Origin of the sequence: Enterococcus mundtii (assembly GCF_002813755.1) — a bacterium.
Taxonomy (GTDB): domain Bacteria; phylum Bacillota; class Bacilli; order Lactobacillales; family Enterococcaceae; genus Enterococcus_B; species Enterococcus_B mundtii.
The window spans coordinates 963,858-986,422 of the sequence record NZ_CP018061.1 but is presented as its reverse complement, the minus strand read 5'-3'; the positions used below and the strand labels follow the sequence as shown (position 1 = coordinate 986,422).

17 protein-coding genes, 2 pseudogenes and 1 riboswitch are annotated in these 22,565 nt (G+C 37.2%); of the genes and pseudogenes, 8 read left to right on the top strand and 11 right to left on the bottom strand.

Annotation, left to right across the window (positions count from 1 at the left end):
- Positions 1-38: 38 nt before the first annotated feature.
- From EM4838_RS04890 to EM4838_RS04880, 3 genes are all read right to left on the bottom strand, one after another.
- Complete coding sequence (locus EM4838_RS04890) at positions 39-2,408, bottom strand: cation-translocating P-type ATPase (RefSeq protein WP_179948053.1); 2,370 nt, start codon at positions 2,406-2,408, stop codon at positions 39-41.
- 248 nt (positions 2,409-2,656) lie between these two features.
- Positions 2,657-3,493 carry a DUF368 domain-containing protein gene (locus EM4838_RS04885; RefSeq protein ID WP_066025637.1) on the bottom strand — a complete coding sequence of 279 codons (837 nt, stop codon included), beginning with the start codon at positions 3,491-3,493 and terminating at the stop codon, positions 2,657-2,659.
- Between the two features lie 102 nt (positions 3,494-3,595).
- Complete coding sequence (locus tag EM4838_RS04880; protein WP_071866347.1) at positions 3,596-4,225, bottom strand: lysozyme family protein; 630 nt, start codon at positions 4,223-4,225, stop codon at positions 3,596-3,598.
- A gap of 210 nt (positions 4,226-4,435) precedes the next feature.
- On the opposite strand from EM4838_RS04880, the gene EM4838_RS04875 reads away from it, so the two are divergent.
- Both EM4838_RS04875 and mprF read left to right on the top strand, forming a co-directional pair.
- Complete coding sequence (locus tag EM4838_RS04875; protein WP_010735792.1) at positions 4,436-5,152, top strand: alpha/beta fold hydrolase; 717 nt, start codon at positions 4,436-4,438, stop codon at positions 5,150-5,152.
- 23 nt (positions 5,153-5,175) lie between these two features.
- Positions 5,176-7,761, top strand: coding sequence for a bifunctional lysylphosphatidylglycerol flippase/synthetase MprF (gene mprF, locus EM4838_RS04870; protein ID WP_071866346.1), 2,586 nt, complete (start codon positions 5,176-5,178; stop codon positions 7,759-7,761).
- A 74-nt stretch (positions 7,762-7,835) separates the two neighbouring features.
- Here the strand turns inward: mprF and EM4838_RS04865 are convergent.
- Positions 7,836-8,054, bottom strand: a pseudogene (locus tag EM4838_RS04865) (protein adenylyltransferase Fic); the annotation flags it as partial.
- 163 nt (positions 8,055-8,217) lie between these two features.
- On the opposite strand from EM4838_RS04865, the gene tnpA reads away from it, so the two are divergent.
- Positions 8,218-8,622: an IS200/IS605 family transposase gene (gene tnpA / locus EM4838_RS04860; protein WP_071866345.1), complete on the top strand. Its 405-nt coding sequence runs from the start codon at positions 8,218-8,220 to the stop codon at positions 8,620-8,622.
- A 16-nt stretch (positions 8,623-8,638) separates the two neighbouring features.
- Positions 8,639-9,781 (top strand): IS200/IS605 family element RNA-guided endonuclease TnpB, encoded by a 1,143-nt coding sequence (gene tnpB / locus EM4838_RS04855; protein ID WP_071866344.1) that lies wholly within the window; start codon positions 8,639-8,641, stop codon positions 9,779-9,781.
- A 154-nt stretch (positions 9,782-9,935) separates the two neighbouring features.
- On the opposite strand, the pseudogene EM4838_RS04850 reads toward tnpB, so the two are convergent.
- The 3 genes and pseudogenes from EM4838_RS04850 to EM4838_RS04840 all read right to left on the bottom strand — a co-directional run.
- Positions 9,936-10,325 (bottom strand): annotated as a pseudogene (locus EM4838_RS04850) (Fic/DOC family protein); the annotation flags it as partial.
- A 319-nt stretch (positions 10,326-10,644) separates the two neighbouring features.
- Positions 10,645-11,832 (bottom strand): elongation factor Tu, encoded by a 1,188-nt coding sequence (tuf, locus tag EM4838_RS04845; protein ID WP_019723509.1) that lies wholly within the window; start codon positions 11,830-11,832, stop codon positions 10,645-10,647.
- Positions 11,833-12,238: 406 nt separating this feature from the next.
- A complete protein-coding gene (locus EM4838_RS04840; RefSeq protein ID WP_071866343.1) occupies positions 12,239-14,122 on the bottom strand; it encodes a glycosyltransferase family 2 protein in 1,884 nt (627 codons plus the stop codon).
- Positions 14,123-14,363: 241 nt separating this feature from the next.
- On the opposite strand from EM4838_RS04840, the gene EM4838_RS04835 reads away from it, so the two are divergent.
- The gene (locus EM4838_RS04835; protein WP_179948059.1) at positions 14,364-14,717 is read left to right on the top strand and encodes a YxeA family protein; all 354 of its coding nucleotides are present in this window, start codon (positions 14,364-14,366) and stop codon (positions 14,715-14,717) included.
- A 132-nt stretch (positions 14,718-14,849) separates the two neighbouring features.
- Here EM4838_RS04835 and EM4838_RS04830 read toward each other — a convergent pair whose 3' ends face one another.
- Entirely contained in the window at positions 14,850-15,854 is a 1,005-nt protein-coding gene (locus EM4838_RS04830) for a nucleoid-associated protein (RefSeq protein ID WP_071866341.1), read from the bottom strand.
- A gap of 159 nt (positions 15,855-16,013) precedes the next feature.
- Here EM4838_RS04830 and EM4838_RS04825 point away from each other — a divergent pair, with 159 nt between their 5' ends.
- From EM4838_RS04825 to EM4838_RS04815, 3 genes are all read left to right on the top strand, one after another.
- Positions 16,014-16,865 carry an aldo/keto reductase gene (locus EM4838_RS04825; protein ID WP_071866340.1) on the top strand — a complete coding sequence of 284 codons (852 nt, stop codon included), beginning with the start codon at positions 16,014-16,016 and terminating at the stop codon, positions 16,863-16,865.
- Between the two features lie 22 nt (positions 16,866-16,887).
- Positions 16,888-17,133 carry a hypothetical protein gene (locus tag EM4838_RS04820; protein WP_071866339.1) on the top strand — a complete coding sequence of 82 codons (246 nt, stop codon included), beginning with the start codon at positions 16,888-16,890 and terminating at the stop codon, positions 17,131-17,133.
- Positions 17,134-17,388: 255 nt separating this feature from the next.
- Entirely contained in the window at positions 17,389-18,129 is a 741-nt protein-coding gene (locus tag EM4838_RS04815) for a hypothetical protein (RefSeq protein WP_071866338.1), read from the top strand.
- A 122-nt stretch (positions 18,130-18,251) separates the two neighbouring features.
- Here EM4838_RS04815 and EM4838_RS04810 read toward each other — a convergent pair whose 3' ends face one another.
- The 3 genes from EM4838_RS04810 to EM4838_RS04800 are packed head-to-tail and all read right to left on the bottom strand — an operon-like array spanning position 18,252 to position 22,148.
- Positions 18,252-19,853: a phosphatase PAP2/LCP family protein gene (locus EM4838_RS04810; RefSeq protein WP_019724284.1), complete on the bottom strand. Its 1,602-nt coding sequence runs from the start codon at positions 19,851-19,853 to the stop codon at positions 18,252-18,254.
- Between the two features lie 20 nt (positions 19,854-19,873).
- Positions 19,874-21,013 carry an FtsW/RodA/SpoVE family cell cycle protein gene (locus EM4838_RS04805; RefSeq protein WP_071866337.1) on the bottom strand — a complete coding sequence of 380 codons (1,140 nt, stop codon included), beginning with the start codon at positions 21,011-21,013 and terminating at the stop codon, positions 19,874-19,876.
- Positions 21,003-22,148 (bottom strand): FtsW/RodA/SpoVE family cell cycle protein, encoded by a 1,146-nt coding sequence (locus EM4838_RS04800; RefSeq protein ID WP_071866336.1) that lies wholly within the window; start codon positions 22,146-22,148, stop codon positions 21,003-21,005. Before EM4838_RS04800 ends, EM4838_RS04805 begins: the two co-directional genes overlap by 11 nt.
- An 84-nt stretch (positions 22,149-22,232) precedes the next feature.
- Positions 22,233-22,400, bottom strand: a riboswitch (M-box (ykoK) riboswitch).
- Positions 22,401-22,565 lie beyond the last annotated feature (165 nt).

Here is a 22,565-nt window from a genome sequence, read left to right as displayed (position 1 = left end):
ACCATATTCCTATACTTTTTCAAGTGATAGATACTGGATTATATGACATTTTCTTCCATTTGAGTATGAGGAGTTTTATTTGCATTTACTTTATTCAATAATTTGTTTTGTATGCCTAATTTCCAATATCCTAAACGTAATAATACATTCAAAACCATAAAGCCAACAAAATATGGCCAAGTATTTCCTAACCCAAGATTGACTTCTAATATATGATGGAAAAGCATCGCAGCAACATAAATACCGACCACTGTGGTAACTGCTAAGAAAATCCGTAATGGATTGAATGGCAAGCAGGCTTTGATCACTGCCAGACAGCTGATCCCAATCAATAAATAATACATCAATGTCGTTGTTTCACCAGATGTCCAACCTTGGTTGTGACCGATCAGGTAGATCGCCACAGTATTGAAAGCAACAAGCAATGCATTAGGTAATGCATTGACTAGCGCAGTAGGCAGATAGCGATAATCGACTTTTCGTTTATCATTCTCAAATGATAAGAAGAAAGAGGGATACCCTTCGATAGCAAGATCGATCAACGTGATCTGGATCGGGATAAATGGGAATCCGATAGCCGTCACTGCACATAAAATCGATAAGATAAATGAATAGATTGTTTTAATAAAGAAAATACCTGAAACTTTCGTTACGTTATTCACGACTCGGCGTCCCTCAAACAATACCTCGGGCAATGTCGTAAAATCAGAATCTAACAAGACAAGATTAGCAATTTGTCGTGTCGCTCCGTCTCCTTCTGCCATCGCAATACTACAATCGGCTTCACGTAAAGCCAATACATCGTTTACGCCATCTCCAGTCATTGCAACTGTTCCTCCACTTGCTTTCAGTTCGTTGACTAAGAGTTTCTTTTGTTGCGGACTCACTCGCCCAAAAACTGTATATTGATGCGCCGCTTTTCTGACTTCTGCTTCTTCTGTCAAATCAGATAGATCAACATACGATTGATAGTTGGGCAAACCAGCACGTCGCGCAATATTGGACACCGTAAAAGGATTGTCTCCAGAAATCACTTTCAAGTCTACCCCTTCTTCGTGTAGATAAGCTAAGGTTTCTTGCGCGTTTTTACGGATAGGATCATCGATTTCAAACAAAGCAATCGGTTCAACCCCTTGAGGATCGCCTGAAGACAACGTTTGATTGGGAGCAAGACCTAACATCAATACACGAAACCCGTTGGCCTGGGCTTCCACTAAACTTTCCGGCAACTGATCGTCTGCCACTAACCGTTCCGGAGCCCCGACATAGACTACACCTAGTTCAGGAAATTCCATTGCGCCCCATTTGCGGTCAGATGAAAAGGCTAATTTTTCTCCGACATCGTAACGATTAGAAATCTCGAAATACTCTCTCAACGCACGCATCGTGACATTGTTATCGCTACTTTCAGCTAAATATGTTCCCATAATGGTTGGAATCATTTTTTCATAGGTTTTATTTAAGGGTTCGACTCGTTGGATGCTCATTTTTCCTTCGGTGATCGTCCCTGTTTTATCAAGACATAATGTATCTACATGTGCCAGTGTTTCGATAGAATACATATCTTGGACTAAGATTCGTTTCTTCGCTAGTTTCGTTACACCAGTCGTCAATGCGATACTGATCAATAACACTAATCCTTTTGGTAACATTCCCAGTAAGGCCGCCGCAGAAGCAACGACTGATAGTTGGATCGACGCATTTCGAATGAACAAAGCTTCCAAGAATAAGATGATCCCTAAAGGAATGATCACAAAACTTGTAAACTTAGATACTTTGCGGATCGATTCCACAAGTTCCGAATGAATTTCCTTGTGTGTTTTTGCTTCGTTGGTCAAGCGGACAGCATAATTATCTGCCCCAACACGGACAACTGTAGCAAAGACAGAGCCACTAGTCAGGTAACTACCAGAAAGCAATTCTGCTCCTGACTCTTTGACGATCAAATCAGATTCACCGGTCAGTAAAGCTTCATTTGCCTCTGCCCGACCACTGATCACTTGCAAGTCTGAAGGAATCTGTTCACCCGCACCGATTTTGACAAGATCGCCTAAAACTAGTTCTTTCGTTGCGATCATCTGTTCTTTCCCATCACGAATGACGGTTACTTCCGCCTGGGAGACGATTGATAATCGGCGCACAAGATTACGCGCATGGATTTCCTGATAGATCCCCATGGTGATATTTACAAAAATAATTGCTAAGTAAGCCATATTTGAATAAGCACCAACTAGTAATAAGCAGAGTCCTATTCCTAAGTTCAAAAAATTGAATAATGTTAAAATATTATCGCTAAAAATTTGTTTCGTACTTTTTGTAGCATCCTCTTGGTAATCATTCTGTTGACCAGAGGCACGTCTTTGTCTCACTTCATTTTCTGTAAGTCCCTTTAATTCTTTCATTTCCATATCACGCCAACTTTCAAAAATAATCACTTCAATTAGTCTAGCTGTTTCTACGATTAAAAACAACTCGTTTTTTTTATTTTAAAAAAAGATAGAAAAATCAAAAAACAGCGGATCTGTTTTCTATTTTTCTATCTCACCATATACTTCACCTAGAAAAATCACAGAAGAGAATCGTTTCTTCGAACCATCTATCAAGAACGTGGCTGATTGAATACAACGATCACGTGACTTTTCTTCTTGTGCTTCTTCTACTTATACTGCTCTTCTAATCGGCTCATCCACCAGCCTAGTGCAGCACCAGCAATGAATAACACTGGACATGCCAAGATACCTAAAATGCCAAGTCCACTATAATTTGTAGGAATGATCATGATCGTGGATGCAAAAACAATGCCTAGAATAAAATGGAATAATTTGCTATAAGCTTTTGAGAAAATAAAATCCATTACTTTGGAAAGACCTAGTACACACACGATTCCGCCGATTGCAATAGGAATGATCACTTCTAAACGCACTTCTTTAAATCCATCAGCCATCGCTTTATACAGTCCCATGTAAACTAAAAAATTCGACGGACTTAATCCAGGAACGATCATTCCGAGACCAATCAAACCGCCTGCCATCATCCAGGTATAGACATTTTGTTCTACTTGCCCATCAAATAAACGGGCACCATATAACAAGAAAAGATAACCTAAAATAAATGTCACAACCATAATAATGAGATCTGTATTGTTTCGGCCTTTTTTCCCTGACTCTTTCCATAAAGCGGGCACCGTTCCAGCAATACATCCCACAAAGAACCACAAAATCGTTGTTTCATAGGCCCCTAGTAAAAAACTGACTAAAAAAGACAGCAAGAATACGCCAGTGACACCACCTAAGCCGACTGGTAAAAAGAATAAGACGTTTTCTTTAAAGTTTCTAGTGATATGTGCTAAGAAAGAAATCAGCCGCTCATACATTCCAAATACTGCTGCTAAAGCTCCTCCGCTCACTCCCGGCAAGATAAATCCTGAGCCGATAAACATTCCTTTGAAAAATCTTAATCCCCAATCTTTCGTTGTATTCTCTCTTTTCTCCATTACTTTTTGATTTTCTTCCACTCGTCCAAGCACTCCTTCTTTCCATTCATTGTATTCATTATTCGTCTTGCTTTGATTTGCAGTTGGTTCGATCCAACAGGCTTAAAAAATATTTTCATACCATTCAAGAAACTGTTGGTTCATCTTCACTACATCTGCATAAAACATATTACCACCATTATGGTATAAATACCCACCATTATACAATAATGACTGGATTCGCCAATAGCGATAGGTTTTTTTGTTGTCATTGCCTAAAAGCGGACTCAACACATCCCTAGAATACTCTTCGGCTAAACGGACCGTGTTCTTCCCGCCTCTTTCGTTGACGTAAGCAATATAGTCTTTGCCAAAATTGTACGCTTGGATCGCTGTCGCCAGATCGCAACCTAATGCTTTCGCCTCAGCTATCATCTCTGAGAGGTATTTGACTCCTTGGTCAATACTTCCTTCTTGTGTCGTGATCGCCCCCATCTGTCCATAGGCACTTTCCGAACTTTGCATCAAATCGACACCATTTCCTCTTGATTCAGTAAGTATGATTGCCTTCACTAGATTCTCATGTTCTTGCATTTGATACTTTTCTAATGCTGACGAAATCTCTGGCTGATAATTTTCTACACGCTTGATCGATTGATATGTTCTACCGAATAGAAAAAGAATCGTTGCCAGAATCGTGAAGACAAATAGACCTACGATCATACGGGAGATTGATTTTCTTTTTTTCTTCATCCAAACCCACCTAGCTATTTGACATCTTTTTTTATCTTACTATTTCTTTTCATTCTTGGCTATTTTTTCTCTGTTTTTTCTTATTTAATTTAATAAAAAATGAATGTTTCATTTTCCCTTTCATCTTACGAAAATGATCGTTCGTTTTATAGAGTTTCGATTTCTAAAATAGATAAAGAGCGTTATAATTCAAAATAGTAGGTGATAAATGTGAAAAGAGAAAAGAAATTTGCAAAAATGGCAGATGGTACTGACATCTATTATGAAAAAAGTGGACATGGATTTCCCCTCTTGCTACTTCATGGAAATGACGGGAGCGGTGATTTCTTTTCAGAACAAGTGCCCGTTTTAGAACAATACTTTACGATTTATCTCATCGATAGTCGCGGGCATGGACAATCGACAAATCAAGCAGGAACATTGAATTTTCGTTTGATGGCAGATGATTTATTGACAGTCATGCTGCTGGAACAAATCTCACAAGCGAATATCTTGGGATTTAGTGATGGAGCCAATCTTGCCTTAGTTTTTTCAAGCAATTATCCAGATAGGGTCAATCGCTTGATTTTAAATTCGGGTAATACACGGTTGAATGGGGTTCTCTGGTCCTCACGACTACTCAGTGCTTTTCACTATTTCTTTGTTTGGTTGCGCGCACTGTTCCAGCCACATTTACGTCAGCATTTATTGGTCATCGATTTATTGCTTCATGATATTGGCCTCACGACAGAACATTTAGAAAAAATCAATTGCCCAACACTGATCATCGTCGGTAAAAAAGATGTCATCAAACTGAAACATTCGCTTTATTTAGCGAAAACGATCCCTAATGCTTCATTTGTTCTCGTCACAGGACAAGGACACCAATTAGCTCGCCAAAACCCAGAACGCTTCAATCAAGAAGTTTTAGACTTCTTGACAAAATAAATTTGAAAATAGTAGGTGATTTTTTGTTCAAGCCAATCATTCAGTGGTTCAAAAGCCACTTGAGACTTATCAAAACGATTTTTTTGATTTCTGTATTAGTGATTATTATTCGTGAATTGATGACAATCAGTACTTTGTTATCTGCGGACCAACTAGCTCAAACATTTTCCACGATCCCACTCTGGAAAATTGGTGTCATGTTTTTGATTGGGTTGATTTCTATTCTACCCATGATTGGATATGATTTGATTTTCAACAAGTTACTAAATCAAAAGCAAAAGCCATTATATTTATTTGAAACAAGTTGGATGATCAATACTATTAATAACATTGCTGGATTTGGTGGCTTTGTCAGTATCGGTTTACGATCCGAACTCTACGGTCAAAGAAAAGATAGCAAACAAGTCATGCAAGCTTTATCTAAAGTATTTTTATTTTTGATGGCGGGTTTATCTCTGTATAGTTTAGTCTCGTTTTTTATGGTCTTCTTTACTCCTGTCGCTCCGTTTCTTAAACAGTATTGGATTTGGTTGATTGCCGGTGGTTTGTATTTCCCCATCGTTTTTATTTTTACCACGATCAAAAAAGAAGGCTATGTTGGTGGTCTTTCAATTAAATCCCAAGGGCAATTGTTACTCGTTTCCTTATTGGAATGGACGGGTGTCTTAGGAACCTTTCTTGCAGTCGGCTATTTGATGGAGATCCCCATCGATCTATGGCAAACAATCCCTCTATTTATCGCTGCTTCAGTTATCGGGATCATCTCAATGATCCCAGGAGAAATCGGTAGTTTTGATGTGATGATGATCTTTGGTTTATCAGCTCTAGGTATCCCTAAAGAAACCGTTGTGATCTGGATCTTGCTTTATCGGATCTTCTATTACTTTATTCCATTTTTCATTGGATTAGTTTTCTTCTTTAAAAATGTCGGTGTATCGATCGACCAACGATACTCTGGTATTCCAAAGCAATTAGCGACCCAGATTGCTCGGAAGATCCTGGTGATCTTAATGTATTTTTCTGGCATCATGTTGGTTCTTTCAGCAACGATCCCGCAAGCATTTACTGAGTTTCGTTGGTTGCATCATATCAATCCTATAAAGATGCATTTTATTATGCAATTTCCAAGCATATTGTTAGGCTTCTTGTTTGTTATTATGGGACGAGGCATCGCAGCCAGAGTCAAGCGTGTCTACTGGCCAACCATTTTTTTGATCCTTGTTTCATTAATTTATGTTGGGCTGAATGATCTAAGCACTACTGGCATTATTTTCTTACTATTGCTATTAGGTATCGTGATCGCTTCACGTAATGAATTGTTCAGAGATCAATTTATCTACTCGTGGGAATGGTTGACGATCGATGGGTTGATCATAGGTGCATTGACCGTTTTATATATCGTGATCGGTGTTTATAATATGCCCACTTTCCCACATCGTAATCATCGGTTTATTTCATTTTTTCTATTTCCATCAGAAAAAATTTGGTTGTCTGGTTTTCTAGCAATTTTAGCAGTAGCCTTTATCATGATTTTATTTGTCCACTATCTCCAAGGTAAAAAAGCACAAGTTGGACAAGAGTTAGATGAAGCGGTCGCCACCACGATTTTAGAAACTTACGGCGGTAATTCAGATAGTCAACTGATATTTTTGAAAGATAAACGGATGTTTACCTATGAAAAAGACGGGGAAGCAACCGTCTTGTTACAATTTGCTAGTTATAACAATAAGTGTGTGGTGATGGGCGATCCCTCAGGCAAAAAAGAAGATTTTCCAGAAGCGATCGAAGCCTTTATCGCAGAAACAGATCGCTTATGCTACTTGCCAGTCTTTTATGAAACGAGCGAAGAACTGGTTATGATCCTTCATGAATTTGGCTATGATTTTATCAAAATGGGCGAAGAAGGCCATGTTTCGTTAGCCGACTTCACGACTTCTGGGAAAAAAATGAAAGGCACACGTGCGATACTGAATCGCATCGAACGAGAAGGATTCACGTTTGAGGTACTTCAGCCCCCATTTTCATCCCGACAAATGGCTGAGCTTAAAACCATTTCTGATCGTTGGCTAGGCAGTCGCAAAGAAAAAGGCTTCTCATTAGGTTTCTTCTCAGAAGACTATTTACAGCGAGCACCGATTGCAGTCGTCAAAAACGATCAAGGTGAGTTGGTCGCTTTCGCTTCGATCATGCCGACTTATACGAATGATAAGATCGGAACGATTGATTTGATGCGCTATGATCCAGATACTGCCCCTTCCGGTAGCATGGACTATTTATTCATCCATCTTTTTGAATATATGAAGGAGGAAAATATCCAATGGTTCAATTTGGGTATGGCTCCTTTGTCTAATGTGGGGACCTCAAGAAAAAGTTTTATCCAAGAACGGATTGCGTACTTGGTTTATGAATTTGGGTCACATTTTTATTCATTCCAAGGGTTAAGAGAATACAAAGATAAATATGCCACCAACTGGAGATCTCGCTATACACTTTATTCAAGAGATAGTTGGATCGCTTATGTAATGATCACGTTATTGATCATTGACAATGCGCCCGTTGATCAAAAAACAAAACCTTTGAATGGCTTAAAAAAATGGTTCCGTAAATAAAAAAACGCCTGATTTTGCTGTTTTAGTCAAAATCAGGCGTACTTTGTTTATTCATAAAACATTTTTTCCTTCTGTTATAGATCATCAATCGTATATTCAGAGTAACCTTCATAAAAATAACTCACATCGATTCCTTTCATATAAAGTTCACGATCGGAAATCTTATCTGTCAACGCGTTAGAAATCAAATAGCTGATTTCTAAGTCATTGATCGGACTACGTTCCATTGCAGATAAATAATCCGACTTGTCAATTAGATTCCAGTCAACCACTTTCTGTATCTCCGATTTTAACTTAATTCAGGCAGAAGTCGCCCATCCTCTATAGGTGGGTGATGAATGCCGTTCGGTATGAGGGTTACCGTTGGTAACTCGAAAACCGACATGTAATGCATATTGCCTTTTTATTTTGTACTATGTTATAATCAGTCTATATAAGAAATGAGCTGATATAACAATGGAACTAGATACTAATAATCATTCAGTGTTTCTTCTCTATTATCATCTTGTACTGGTAACTAAATACCGTAGACAAGTGATTGATGATGAAATATCTGAATTTGCTAAAATAACTTTTGTACGAATTGCAGAGTCATATCACATCACTCTCGTTGAGTGGAATCATGATAAAGATCATGTTCATATTATGTTCAAAGCACAGCCAAAAACAGAGCTGACGAAGTTCATCAACGCTTATAAAAGCGCGAGTTCACGCTTGATAAAGCGTGACTATCCTAGAGTAAAACAATATCTTTGGAAAGAAATGTTTTGGTCTAAAAGTTTCTGCCTGTTGACAACTGGTGGCGCACCAATTGATGTCATCAAAAAGTATATTCAGAATCAAGGTAATAACCACAAATAGAGAGTAGGTGAGTCTTATGGAGCGACTAAAAGCATATAAATTCAGAATTTATCCAACAGAAGAGCAGGAAATGTTCTTTGCTAAGTCTTTTGGTTGTGTCCGTAAGGTCTACAATCTAATGCTTGATGACCGAATGAAAAATTATGAAGAAACTAAAAATGATTCTTCTATAAAAATGAATTTTCCAACACCAGCTCAATATAAGGAAGAATTTCCGTTTTTGAAGGAAGTAGATAGCCTGGCTCTAGCGAATGCACAACTTAATTTAGATAAGGCATATAAGAATTTTTTTAGAGATAAATCCGTTGGGTTTCCTCGATTCAAAAGTAAGAAGAATCCTGTACAAAGCTATACTACTAACAACCAAAAAGGAACAGTAGCTTTGATTGATAATAAATTCATCAAAGTTCCTAAGTTGAAGTCTTTAGTCAAGATTAAACTCCATAGACAACCTAAAGGAATTATCAAATCTGCCACAATCTCACGTCATCCAAGTGGTAATTACCATATTTCTTTGTTGTGTAAAGAAGAAATAGTTGAACTTCCTAAAAACGATTCTTCTATTGGAATTGATCTTGGTATAACTGATTTTGCCATTCTTTCTGACGGTCAAAAGATTGATAATAATAAGTTCACGTCAAAAATGGAAAAGAAACTAAAACGTGAACAACGTAAGTTGTCAAGACGTGCATTATTAGCTAAAAAGAAAGGTGTCAATCTCTTTGAAGCCAAAAACTATCAAAAACAAAAACGAAAAGTAGCGCGGCTACATGAAAAAGTAATGAATCAGCGCAACGACTTTCTAAACAAGTTAAGTACAGAGATTATCAAAAATCACGATACTATCTGTATTGAAGACTTAAATGCAAAAGGTATGTTACGCAATCATAAATTAGCTAAAAGTATTTCTGATGTATCGTGGTCTAGTTTTGTAACTAAACTACAATACAAAGCTGACTGGTATGGATGTGAAATCATCAAAGTAGATAAATGGTTCCCATCTAGTCAACTCTGTTCGGATTGTGGTCATCAAGATGGCAAGAAAACGCTCGAAATACGAGAATGGACTTGTCCGGTTTGTCATGCTCATCATGACCGTGATATAAACGCAAGCATCAATATTCTGATCGAAGGTCTCCGAATAAAACAATTAGCTTAGATAAAATCAAGAACCGTAGGAACTACGGGGATAGCTTGGCAAATAAGAGACACCGCTGTTAGTAAAGAAATACACTATCAAGTATGCTCTATTCCCAAGAAGCTCCCACTTCAAGCGTTAAAAACCGGTAGGTTTAGCTAAGTGGTGAGTAGTTCACAATGAGATCTAACCAAATTCTAGTACTCCTACCGTTCCCTTCACGAAAAGGATGAGCGATGTTCATCTCTACATATTTTTTGATGATTTCTTCAAAAGTAGACTGTGGCATTTGGTCAATATGCTTTAGAGAATACTCCAAATACATGACCGGCGCAAACCGAAAATTTACCTTTGCACTATTTACTGAGCGAATTTCCCCAGCAAAACCATCGATTTCAGAAAACAAATAGTCATGGATTTCACTTAACCCTTTGAACGTTCCAATTTCTAATTCATCTATTCTTCCAGAATCATATAATTTTTTTGCTTTTTGCTTACTGATTTTTTCTTCCGCTTTTGCCAACTCGACTTGACTGGTCAAGCCTAACTTATTTTCTGAAATCATTGAATCCCCTCTTAACTTTTTGTCATAGTTTTTAGAAACACAGATAAATCTATTATAACAAATTTATAGGCATGGCAAAAACAAGAAAAAGCGAGGGAAATAAGCAACAAGGATACTAGTTGTCTTGTACCTACTAAATTCGCACAAAAGGTCGTTCGAAGATCTCCACTTCAAAAAAAGCGAGAAACCCAAAAATATAAAAAAATTTTCGAGTTTGCTCGCTTATTTATCGGTGCTTAACACTTCTATTACAACCATTGGACAAGATATTCAAGTAAATACCTTGTCCACAGGTTTTATATTTTTTTATAAAAAATACTTACGCTTCGATTTCTGTTACCATTCCTGAACCGACAGTTCGACCACCTTCACGAATAGAGAAAGTCGTTCCTTGTTCGATTGCCACTGGATGGATCAACTCTACCTCGATGGTTACGTTGTCTCCAGGCATGACCATTTCTGTTCCTTCTGGCAACACGATCGTACCTGTTACATCTGTTGTGCGGAAATAAAATTGTGGGCGGTAGTTATTGAAGAATGGTGTATGACGTCCGCCTTCTTCTTTCGTCAATACATAAACTTCCGCTTTGAATTTTGTATGTGGTGTGATTGAACCAGGTTTCGCAATTACTTGTCCACGTTCAATATCTTCTCTTTGGATACCACGTAACAAGATTCCTACGTTATCTCCAGCTTCGCCATAATCTAACGTTTTACGGAACATCTCTACCCCTGTCACAACCGCTTTTTTCGTTTCAGGTTTGATTCCGATGATCTCGATTTCATCACCGACACGAACAGCTCCACGGTCGATACGACCAGATGCTACCGTTCCGCGACCAGTGATTGAGAAAACATCTTCAACTGGTAAAAGCAATGGTTTGTCGGTATCACGTTCTGGTGTTGGGATATAGTCATCCACTGTTTCCATCAATTCATTGATCGCAGCTTCTGCTTCTGGGTCACCTTGCAATGCTTTCAATGCAGAGCCTTTGATGACAGGTGTGTCATCACCTGGGAAACCATATTCATTCAGTAATTCACGAACTTCCATTTCTACAAGATCGATCAATTCTTCATCATCGACCAAATCAACTTTATTCAAAAATACAATCAAATATTTTACACCAACTTGACGTGATAAAAGGATATGCTCGCGAGTTTGAGGCATTGGTCCATCTGTCGCAGAAACAACTAAGATCGCACCATCCATTTGAGCGGCGCCTGTGATCATGTTCTTCACATAATCCGCATGTCCTGGTGCATCGATATGTGCATAGTGACGTTTATCAGTTTCATATTCTACGTGTGCCGTGTTGATGGTGATCCCACGTTCACGTTCTTCTGGAGCTGCATCAATGCTTGCATAATCTTGAGGATTTGCTAAGCCTTTTTTCCCTAATACTGTCGTGATTGCAGCAGTCAATGTGGTCTTCCCATGGTCAACGTGCCCAATGGTTCCGATGTTTACGTGTGGTTTACTTCTATCAAAATGTTCTTTTGCCATAATTAACAAACCTCCTAAATAGTCTTATGCACTGAATGATTTCAGCTCATCGTCCATAACAGTTTTTTTAGTATAAACTCAAAAAAACAACTACACTTACTTTTTGTAAGTTATGAACAAACCCTATTATACGTCAAAATTGGTCAAAGTCAATTAAAGTGTTTCGATATACTATTTCAATAAAAAGTGTGTAGGATATTAGTCTTCACGCATATTCTAAAAGGGAATATACAGCGGGGACAGAAGTAAACTCTTCGGAAATAAGACGGCAGCCACAAAAATTTGAAGAACATTTTACGTGGCTGCCGTCTTATTTATCGAGGCTAAATACTTCTGTGCCGACCTCTGTCATATCGCTATTGTTATTATTGTCAGTGTTCATTTTCTATTAGTAATGGTCATACTCTCAACTTTGTAAAGTATCGGTTTCCATATCGAATTCTAATTGTTTTGCTGCATTCAACTGATCACTGTAGTAACTTGCAAGTTCTTCTGCAGAAGCTTGTGTCAAATTGTTAAATGAGAAAGTCGCATATCTCCCATGATTTTCTTTACATATCGAATTGATTCGAAGTCCAGTTTTCTCATCCATAAATAAATAAGCTTTCCCAGGTGTAAAAGTAGGAGTAACTAATTTTTTGGAACGAAGTCTAAATCCGTTATAACTCATTTGATACATCTCAAATGATTGGGATAGATAACTTAGTTGTTTCTTTGTTACAATGCTCAATGCTTCACTGTCGCTTTCAATTGTTCGATTTTTACCAATCAAAATCGCATAGAATAATCCATAGAGGTTATACACTGACCATAGAAGTGTCACAATATAGCCTGTTTCATATCCTTCTCCTCGATAAAGTCGGTACAATGCAACGATAGAGGCGAAAGCGATCCAACCAAATAGTAACATGTGAGGAAAAACTGTTCGCCAATCAAATGATTGACTGTCAACAAGTTCCTTTTTTGTCACTTTGAATTTTTTTTCCGAATGAAAGAACTCTTTGATCAATGCTCTAGTATGGATCGGCGCGACAAAACAATCATAGATATGCGAAGTAGTAAGATTCCTGATTTTAGGAACATACAACCGAAACGAAAGAGAAATCATGACAAACGGTGGTAAAAAGAACAATAATAACTGATTGTTGTTACTTCGAACAATAAATATATCAAAGACCATAAAAAGAGTTGGTGCTAATAAAAAAATGATTTTTTGAAATGAAGTAAACCAGTACAAATAAGAATTATAGTAACACAATTTTTGCATACGAGATAACCCTTTAAATTTACGTGGTTTAAAATGGTCAAATATTTGCTTTGTACCTTGGGCCCAACGTGTCCGTTGAGAGGACAGCTCTCGAGCTGTATAAGGCGTGATTCCCAAAGCATAAGCTTTATTTATGAAAATCGTTTCATAACCAGCATTTTGCAATAACATCCCTGTTGCCATATCTTCAGTAATGCTTTTTGTTGGGACGCCACCTATCTCCTCTAAAGCACTGCGTCGAATGATAGCGTTGGTCCCGATATGGATCAACGCATTTTCACGTGAAAGAGCTGGTTCTAAAAAACGCATAAATAATTCCTGTTCATTGTAAAATGATTTTCTCAATAATTGGAAGGGATCTTTATTATAAAAAGTTTGAGGATATTGAATTAACGCAACCTTTGGATTTCTAAAATAATCGATAGCCTCGTAAATAATATTTTTCTTAACGATGAAATCAGCATCTAAAAGCAAAATCAAGTCGCTACTTGTTTGTGAAAGTGCATAGTTGATATTTCCTGCCTTTGCGTTCTCGTTACCTTCTCTTGTCAGATAACCAATATGGTATTTTTCTGCAAGTTCTTTCAATTCCTCACGATGACCATCATCACAAATATATATTTTCTTATTTGGATAACGTAACGCTTTGACAGCCAAAGCAGTCGCGATCACTAATTTATTATCCTCATTATACGTACATATAAACGCTGCTACACTTGGTTGAAATGGCTCCTCATCGTAATGAACTCTCACGGACTCTTTCGACAACTTATTAGAAAACAAGTAAATAAAAAAAACATACACAAATAAACCAATAAATTCTGCCACATATAAAATAAGACCGAAAGTTAATGATATCACGCCATCATTTGGGATCGTGTAGAAAAGACGCCAGATCAAGTATACAACCAAAAATGCTAAAGTTAATTTGGAAAAGAATGGTTTTATCTTATTGTTTCTTTTTGCTAACACATAAAGTCCAAAAATTATACCAAACAAACCAACTAAATAATACAGTTCCATTTTAATACCACCTTTCATAACATTATTATATAATTTGTGTTTTTTTAAGCAAAGCAACTAGCTCTCCTAAAATTCGATTATCGTAAGCTCAACTTTGAAAAATGTTCTCACAGAAAAATTAAGTATTTTATACATAAAACGGCGAATATGCCATTATTATATATAAATACGATAAATTTTGGACTTTCGATAGACGAATAATAGATTTTGTTGAATAATAGTATCCGAGGTGAAAAAAATGATAAAAAAATTGATAGCATTATTGATTGTATTGGGAATTTTCCTAGGAGGAAGCTTTATCGCTTATGATTATTTCTATGGCGGTGAAACTTATTATACAAAAATCACCACTAACGGAGAAAAAGAAGTTGACTCAGCAGACAATGACATGGACGTTTCTATTTATGTATACGACCAAAATGCTTACAACGCACAAGGAGAAGAAAAAGCAGTCACTTTACGTGAAGCGAGAGAACGCCCTTTAAAAATGAATGCTTATTTAAAACTAAAAGTCAATTCACGTAAAGGCGTCATCAGTTGGGAAGAAGTAACAGCTTCTCAAGTGCCGGACAAAGCGTTAGATCAATTAGATTAATGAACTAGTTTACAAAAAACAACACAAAAAAGGCAGTCAACACCCACAAGACTTGAAAAACGATCTCCGTGGATATTGACTGCTTTTTTACTATTCACTTTTATTTCGTTTCTTTGATTCATCTAAAAGAAACTATAGACGATTCAATACTTCATCCACATTTTTGATCATGACAGAGATCGTGCCATCAGGATTATTGACAAATTCAATCAGATCCGGGTTACGATAAACGTCTACTGGTACAATCAATTCAATGCCATTTGATAAACGGAATTTTTGCTTTCCGAATTTTTTCTCTGAAATTTCTTGTACTTCTTTCACTGGTGGTGCTTCTGGAATAAAGCCTTGTTCTTTGACTTCTTCTTGGAATGCTAACTTGGCAGTGATATTTTCTTTGAATACTTTCTCCGCGATCATTTCATGATCCAATCTACCTTTTTCTTCGATCGTATCATACACAGCTTCTTTTAAGTCCGCCATGATATCGAACTCTTCTGCTTCAAACTTCTTGCCTAGCTGTTTCGCCACTTTTTTTATCACTTTGACGTTGTCTTCCAAAGAAGGTGCCGGGACGCTCTCAATCACTTTTCCCGAAAAGTACCATTCTTTTTTACCAGAGAACTCATAGCGTTTTTCAATCAACTCATACGTCAGATCTGTCAGATTGACTGCTAATGCTTCATCTGCTTTTTGAGATTTTGAGCCAAGAATCGCTCGGTTCAAAACCAAACGGTTGTCAATACCGGCTTCATCTGCTTCCACATAGTGGGTATAAGCATCACGATAATTCACTTTCAATAAAGCTAAATACATCACAGTGTCTACTTCATACAAGACAACGAAAACATCTGCACTAGGTGCTTCCTCACTTTCTGCATAGATGTCAAACCACCGTTGGACTAAACGCTCACTTTCTTCGACAAAATTTTCTTGACACTGTTTCAAGTTTTGAGAAAATAGGCTTTCTTCAGTGAGTTGCCCTGTTTTAGTTTGTGCAGAAGAGATTTTTTGGATCTTCTTTTGTAGAAAGTCCCTGATAAAATCTTTCGTAAGATCTAGTTCTTGTTGTGAAAATACAGGAGATCCTGTTTCTCGATCAATAATATGCAAAATTGCTTTTTTTAAATAGATATCCATCGTTTCATTCCTTTCTGCTCTAGTTTACGGAAAATCAAACAAAAATACCAGCGACAAAATGGGACGAACAAAAAAATATTTTATAACAAACAAAATACATTTCTTTTTTTAGAAAATAAGCTACACTTAAAGTGTACTAAAATCAAAGGAGCTGAAAGTATGAATTCACTAACATCTACTTATCGTTTATCAAATGGCTATGAAATCCCTGTTGTCGGTTTCGGTACTTGGCAAACCCCTGACGGAGACGTTGCTGTTTCCTCAGTTAAAGAAGCATTAGCTGCCGGTTATCGTCATATTGATACCGCTCAAGGGTACAAAAACGAAGAAAGTGTCGGACAAGCAATCAAAGAAAGTGGTGTTCCAAGAGAAGAGATTTTCTTAACGACTAAACTTTGGAACGAAAACCATAGCTACGATCTAGCAATGTCCTCTTTCGAAGAGTCTTTAAAAAAATTACAAACAGACTATGTGGATCTTTTCTTGATCCATTGGCCTAATCCAGTTTCTTTCCGCGAAAATTGGCAAGAAGCGAATGCCGAAACATGGCGTGCGTTTGAAGAGTTATACGAAGCTGGCAAAATCAAAGCCATTGGTGTCAGCAACTTCTTACCACATCACTTAGATGAACTTGCAAAAACAGCAAAAATCATGCCAATGGTCAATCAAGTATTTCTTGCTCCTGGCGAATTGCAACCACCTGTAGTTGAGTACGCGAAAAAACATGATATGGTCCTTGAAGCATATAGCCCTCTTGGCACTGGTAAAATCTTCGACGTCACAGAAATGCAAGAGATTGCCGAAACACACAACAAGAGCGTTGCCCAAGTAGCGCTACGTTGGTCATTACAACATGGTTTCTTACCATTACCAAAATCTGTTACACCAAGCAGAATCAAGGAGAATACTGAATTATTTGATTTTGAGCTATCAGAAGAAGAAATGAAGACGATCGACCAATTAGATGGTGTCGTTGGCAAAGCAAAAGATCCAGATACTACACAATTTTAAAGGTAAAGGATAGTGATATTCTATGAACCCCGTGGACCGCTTAAATCGTTTATCTGAAAAAGTGACGCAGACATTTGATCCAGATTTCATCTTTTTGATCCGCCCAGAAAAAATCCAGCATTTTCCTGCTCGAAATTGGTCAAGAGATGAAAAAATTGCGGAAATAAAAAAACGCTTGGATCATTCATTGATGACGATGCAATGGCAAGGACATGAGGTCATCTATTCACCTGAACTAGTCACCTTTGCCTTATTGCCAAAAAAATAACTAGATTAGGGGAGCATTAGTCAATGGACTTTTGCTCCCCTTTTTGAGAGGTCGGGACAGAAGTATCTAGCCTTATTTCCGAGGAGGTGACTTCTATTCCCGCCGTTTATTCGGTTTTAGAATATGTAAAAAGTCGAATATCCCACTTAATTTTTTGTTTTTCCATCGAAGTAATAAAAGTTTTTTCTTGATAAACCTTTTCATTTGCTCGTTTTTTTCTTATAATCGAAAGGGTATGAATGAAGGAGAGTATTTATGAAGAAAAAACAAAAACAAAAATTATTAAAACAATTCCGTCCTTCTTTAGATGGAATTCGCACGCAATTATTCCGTTCATTGGAAGAAGAAAGTTTACGCCGTTATGGTCTACCATTGCAAGTCATGCTTGATCCTAAAAACCGTCAAGTCTTAATCATTGGCTTAGCAGGACAAGCAAATGAAGATACACGCATCAATGTACCAATCGACGATAACTTTACTGCTGTCTTGAAACGTATTCGTTCTGGTGAAGCAACGATTTTTGAACGTTTCCGTGACAACCTATTGATTGAGATCGTTTCTTACTGGAATGATCAACGCATGAAAAAAGATCAACCAACGGCTCAACCTGTGGCGACACCAGTCACTAATGACGCGTCCGTAAAAGAAACACCAACAAAAGAAATTGAAAAAGTTGAGACAACTTCTCAATCAGTCAATGAAGACGCAACAACTGACAAGAAAACAAGTGCTGAAAAAGCAGCGACAGATTCTTTGAGTTTCGATGCTTTTGCAAAACAAGTAGCAGAATATCCGAAGTTCACTGCTGAAAAATTAGCAGATGCTGTAGTGATCAATGAAACAGTCAAAGACGACACACGAAAATTAGCAGAGATCTCTATGTCTGCTATCAATGAATTTACGATCGAAAAAGCTTTAGAACGTAAATACAAAGTGAAATTGACATTAGTGCCATTGATCGAACAATTTGCCGCTACACCGATCAACGAAAGATAAACGCAAGCAAATAGATTGCGTGATGATTTTTACCTAAAAAAGCAGCTGAAATGACGATCATCGTTCATTTCAACTGCTTTTTTTATCATTTATAAATGTAAAAAAGAGAAGATCGATTGTTCCTATTGTTGCGCTGCGTTCTTCCCTGTTGTTTCTAATTGCTCTTGCACCAACTGCATCACTCTCATCCGTTCCTCATCTGGTATCTTCTCATAGTAGATACCTGCTTCTCCCAAGATGCCATCACCAATATATTGTTCACCTTTCAACTGATGATTCGTGATATTGGATAATGCCGAATGGTATTCATTCATCATTCCGAGCATTTCATCTAAAGACATGTCCGTTGTCCCATTTTCACCGACTACCTCTAAAAGCTGGCGATAATTGAATAAACTTTTCACAGATAAGAACTCATTGACTAAAATATTGACGACTTCCCTTTGCCTTTTCTGTCGCCCATAGTCATCCTCAGGATCTTCTGCTCGCATGCGCGCATACTGTAATCCTTCCCAACCATTTAATTCTAGCGTTCCTTCTGGATAATGGATATCTTCTGCTGTAAATTCAAACGCATTGTTTACAGTGATTCCTCCCACAGCATCGATCAACGCTTCTAATCCATCCATATTCAACGATACATAGTGATGAATCGGTATATCAAGATATTGTTCAACCGTATCCACCATCATGTCGATACCACCGTAAGAATGAGCATGGTTGATTTTATCAACCAGTCCATCCATATTGGCAATTTCTACGAAAGAATCTCGAGGAATACTTGTGATCGTCGTTGTTTTCTTTTGATTATTCAATGTCACCAACATGATCGTATTTGCACGATAGTCCGTTTTTCTAATTGAATTATTGGCGATACCTAAAACTAAAATGCTGACTGGCGTATCCTTTTCCCGCTGAACGGTTTCTCTTTGTAGCGGTTGTTGCATCGAAGTCACGGTCTGTCTGGCATCGTAGTAAAAGCGAACACCATATGCAACTGCAGAACCTACTAATAGGAAAAGAAATGCCATAATAGACAATAAAACTTTTTGTTTTCTAGTGAATATTCGTTTTTGTTGGTGCTTTTTTCTTACTGTTTTTTCAGTGATAAAAGAGAAAAACAGACTATAACATAAGAAAACAACTGAAAAACTCAGTAAAAAACCTGCTAAGATATCGCTAGGATAATGTACTCTCAAATAAATTCTAGAACTAGCAATCAATAATGGATAAAGAGCCCCCACCCATACTAGTTTATTTACCCTTTTCTCACGATAAATAATGTACATGGTGATCAAAAATACTAAGAATAGCGTCATAGACAAAATCGAATGACCACTTGGAAAAGAGTAAGAAGATCTAGGAATCAATTGCTCCACATCAGGTCGTGTCCGCTGGATAGCTTGTTTCATCACGTAGCCAATCAAACTAACTGTCAAAACCATTAAGACTTGCCAAATGGCTAATTTATGGTACTGTTTCCGCCAACTAAAAATTGCCAGCAACCCTGTGAAAAATAAAGTAGGAATAATCGTTGCTAGTTTTGCAAAATAACTAAAAAATGTTGTTAATACTGGGAATTCGATTAATCGCTCCTGTTGATAAATGGCTAAATCGAGTTGGTTGAATAAGGTGTTTTCTGTCATAACTAGTGTGGTCAAAGTCGTCAATAAGACGAATGATACGAATGCTACCACCAATGTTCCTTTTGGCATCTGTTTCATAATAACTTCCCTTCTACTTCTCATTCATACTTTTTAAATCCTAAAATAATGCCTAAACCACAGCCAATAACCAAGAGGGAAGTTCCTCCTTGACTTAAAAATGGTAAAGGAATCCCTGTTAATGGGAGTAGACCGATCGCAGCTCCAATATTTTCAAACACTTGAAATAACAAACCAAATACGAAGACAATCGCAAAATATACATTCCCTTTATTATTTGTTTCGATTGCACTATAAATGATTTGGTAAAAAAGATAAAAATATAAAAAGAGCACAGAAACACTTCCTAAAAAGCCAAATGTTTCAGCAATCACCGTAAATACCATATCCGATTCGCGAACAGGAACGTAAATTGGATTGATTGCTTCAGATCTTCCACTAAACCCACCTACCCCGATGGAAAGCAAACTTTGTGATTGTTGATACCCAATCGATTGGCTATAAGCAAATGGATCAACCCATGCGCGTACTCGATCTAACTGATAAGTCTTAAAATTCAGACGATATAAAATCTGGTGTCCGTATTCAGTAAAAACTAAAGCAATCAAAATGGCCCCGAGAATAACTAGAATCGCAGTCATTGTCGTCATGATCTTCCAATGGACCCCAGCGATCATGAATAATGCCCCCAAGCATATGACAAAAACCAAACTTGTTCCAAAATCTTTTTGCATGTACATCAATAAAAAGGTCGGCACGCTAACGAGTAGAATCTTACCCACATAAAGTAAATCCGATTTGACAGTCCGTTGCTTTACATTTTGTTCATAGATCAATGTCAGATAAACGATGACTAAAATAAAGGTCAATTTTACTAGTTCAGATGGTTGGAAAGAAAAACCACCGATCCTAAGCCAACGTTTTGTTCCTGTGATTTGAAACATCGCAGGATCATAAAAACGATGTAGTAATGCCATCACTACTAGAGAAAACCCATAAAAATAAGGGGAGTATTTCAAAAAAACAACTGTTTTCACACGTTGGGTGACTAACAACAGCCCTAAGGACATCAGACAAAAGACGATTTGTTTGAAAACGACACCTCTGACTGGGATTTGGTCATATACCGCTGCCCCATATTGCACAGCGACACTTAATAGATAAAATAGAAAAATCGGTAAAAACAATGCGTAGTTGAATTCGTTAAATTTAAATTTCATTTTGCTTACCTCGTGAGGACAGTTTCAGGCAAACGCCCAAAAGCATGGATAAAATCAAATAGCTTGATCCTCCATAACTAATAAAAGGAAGCGGAATACCTGTCATTGGGATCATGCCACTGATACTTGCAATATTGATGCTTGTCTGTAGCAATAACAGCATCCCTGTTCCCAAATAAATCAACCCGATTTGTTGGTTTGGCTCATTCGCACTCAAGACAAATAAGCGCAAAATAATCGAAAACAACATTGCTAGAATCAGCAATCCTACGATCAGCCCTAACTCTTCTAAAATAATCGAAAAAATAAAATCAGTCTCAGCTACTGGTAAATAGCCCTTTTTGGTAATACTATTTCCCAGACCTAATCCAAAAAGCCCACCGTTGTACATTGCATAATAAGATTGGCTCATCTGAAATCCTTTTCCATAAGGATCTAAAAAAGGATTAAAGGCAATACTCAAGCGATCATAAGTATGGGCAAAAATACTTGGTAATAGATCATTTTGCCCTAGTAAATAAATGATGCCTCCAAGGAGCAAAAGGAGACTGAACAGTCCTGCAAAAAACAATAAAATATAGCGAACTGGTAATTGAACAGTCGTGATCATGATTGCAGCTAAGATGATCAACAAGATCGCACCAGCTACTTTTGGTTGGAATAAAATCAGCAGAGAACATAAAGCGATGATAAAAAAGGGCTTTTTTAATTCATTCAATGATTGCTTGGGTTTTCTAAAATAATAAGCTAAATAAAAAATCATCCCGACATTGACAATTTCAGCAGGTTGAAATTGAAAACCTGCAATGGAGATCCATCGTTGCGCGCCACTGATATTGACACCAATCCCAGGTACCTTAGTCAAGATCAGCCCCACAATACCGATCCCCATCATTATTTTTACAATTCGATGGTTGAGTATGAATGCAGGTTTCACTCGGTAAATGAAAAAAATCATTGCCCAACTAAGCACTACAAATACCATTTGTCGAACTAAAAGTTGATTCGTACTTTGATCGAATGACATCAAACGAAACGTACTCGCACTATAGATCATCAATAATCCTATTACACTGATTAACAGATATGGTACGAGCAAATACAAATCTATTTTTCTTATGTCTTTTACACCCATCCTATATTTCTCCTTTGTGTTACAGCGGAGATACGTCACTTACCCATCTTGAATAAAAAAAGCCAAACGAAAAAAACGATTGGCTTTTCAGTCTCATCGTGTGAGTTTTGACACTAAACAACGTAAAGATTTCTCTTAGCTATCTTATGAAGAGCCTTAATCCGACAATTCCTGTTTTACACATTGGCGTCTTTCGACGTTTCTGCGCAATAGCCTATGTTTGTTTAGGAGTCTCGCCTAACAAGTTATTCTATTTGAGGAAAAGTATACCTGTTAGATTATTTATTCACAAGAGAACCTCAAATAAGCTTAAAAAACTTTAGCTTTTTTTAATGTTATATAAATTATTTTTAAAATTTAATAATATACGTTCTATAATTTTTAGTTCAGAGTATGTAAAAAAACGTAACAGAAAAC

Excerpts from the sequence above, each read along its gene's own strand:
- EM4838_RS04890 (WP_179948053.1), bottom strand. The coding sequence starts at position 2,408 with ATGGAAATGAAAGAATTAAAGGGACTTACAGAAAATGAAGTGAGACAA.
- EM4838_RS04885 (WP_066025637.1), bottom strand. The coding sequence starts at position 3,493 with ATGGAGAAAAGAGAGAATACAACGAAAGATTGGGGATTAAGATTTTTC.
- EM4838_RS04880 (WP_071866347.1), bottom strand. The coding sequence starts at position 4,225 with ATGAAGAAAAAAAGAAAATCAATCTCCCGTATGATCGTAGGTCTATTT.
- tnpA (WP_071866345.1), top strand. The coding sequence starts at position 8,218 with ATGGAACTAGATACTAATAATCATTCAGTGTTTCTTCTCTATTATCAT.
- tnpB (WP_071866344.1), top strand. The coding sequence starts at position 8,639 with ATGGAGCGACTAAAAGCATATAAATTCAGAATTTATCCAACAGAAGAG.
- tuf (WP_019723509.1), bottom strand. The coding sequence starts at position 11,832 with ATGGCAAAAGAACATTTTGATAGAAGTAAACCACACGTAAACATCGGA.
- EM4838_RS04840 (WP_071866343.1), bottom strand. The coding sequence starts at position 14,122 with ATGGAACTGTATTATTTAGTTGGTTTGTTTGGTATAATTTTTGGACTT.
- EM4838_RS04830 (WP_071866341.1), bottom strand. The coding sequence starts at position 15,854 with ATGGATATCTATTTAAAAAAAGCAATTTTGCATATTATTGATCGAGAA.
- EM4838_RS04825 (WP_071866340.1), top strand. The coding sequence starts at position 16,014 with ATGAATTCACTAACATCTACTTATCGTTTATCAAATGGCTATGAAATC.
- EM4838_RS04820 (WP_071866339.1), top strand. The coding sequence starts at position 16,888 with ATGAACCCCGTGGACCGCTTAAATCGTTTATCTGAAAAAGTGACGCAG.
- EM4838_RS04815 (WP_071866338.1), top strand. The coding sequence starts at position 17,389 with ATGAAGAAAAAACAAAAACAAAAATTATTAAAACAATTCCGTCCTTCT.
- EM4838_RS04810 (WP_019724284.1), bottom strand. The coding sequence starts at position 19,853 with ATGAAACAGATGCCAAAAGGAACATTGGTGGTAGCATTCGTATCATTC.
- EM4838_RS04805 (WP_071866337.1), bottom strand. The coding sequence starts at position 21,013 with ATGAAATTTAAATTTAACGAATTCAACTACGCATTGTTTTTACCGATT.
- EM4838_RS04800 (WP_071866336.1), bottom strand. The coding sequence starts at position 22,148 with ATGGGTGTAAAAGACATAAGAAAAATAGATTTGTATTTGCTCGTACCA.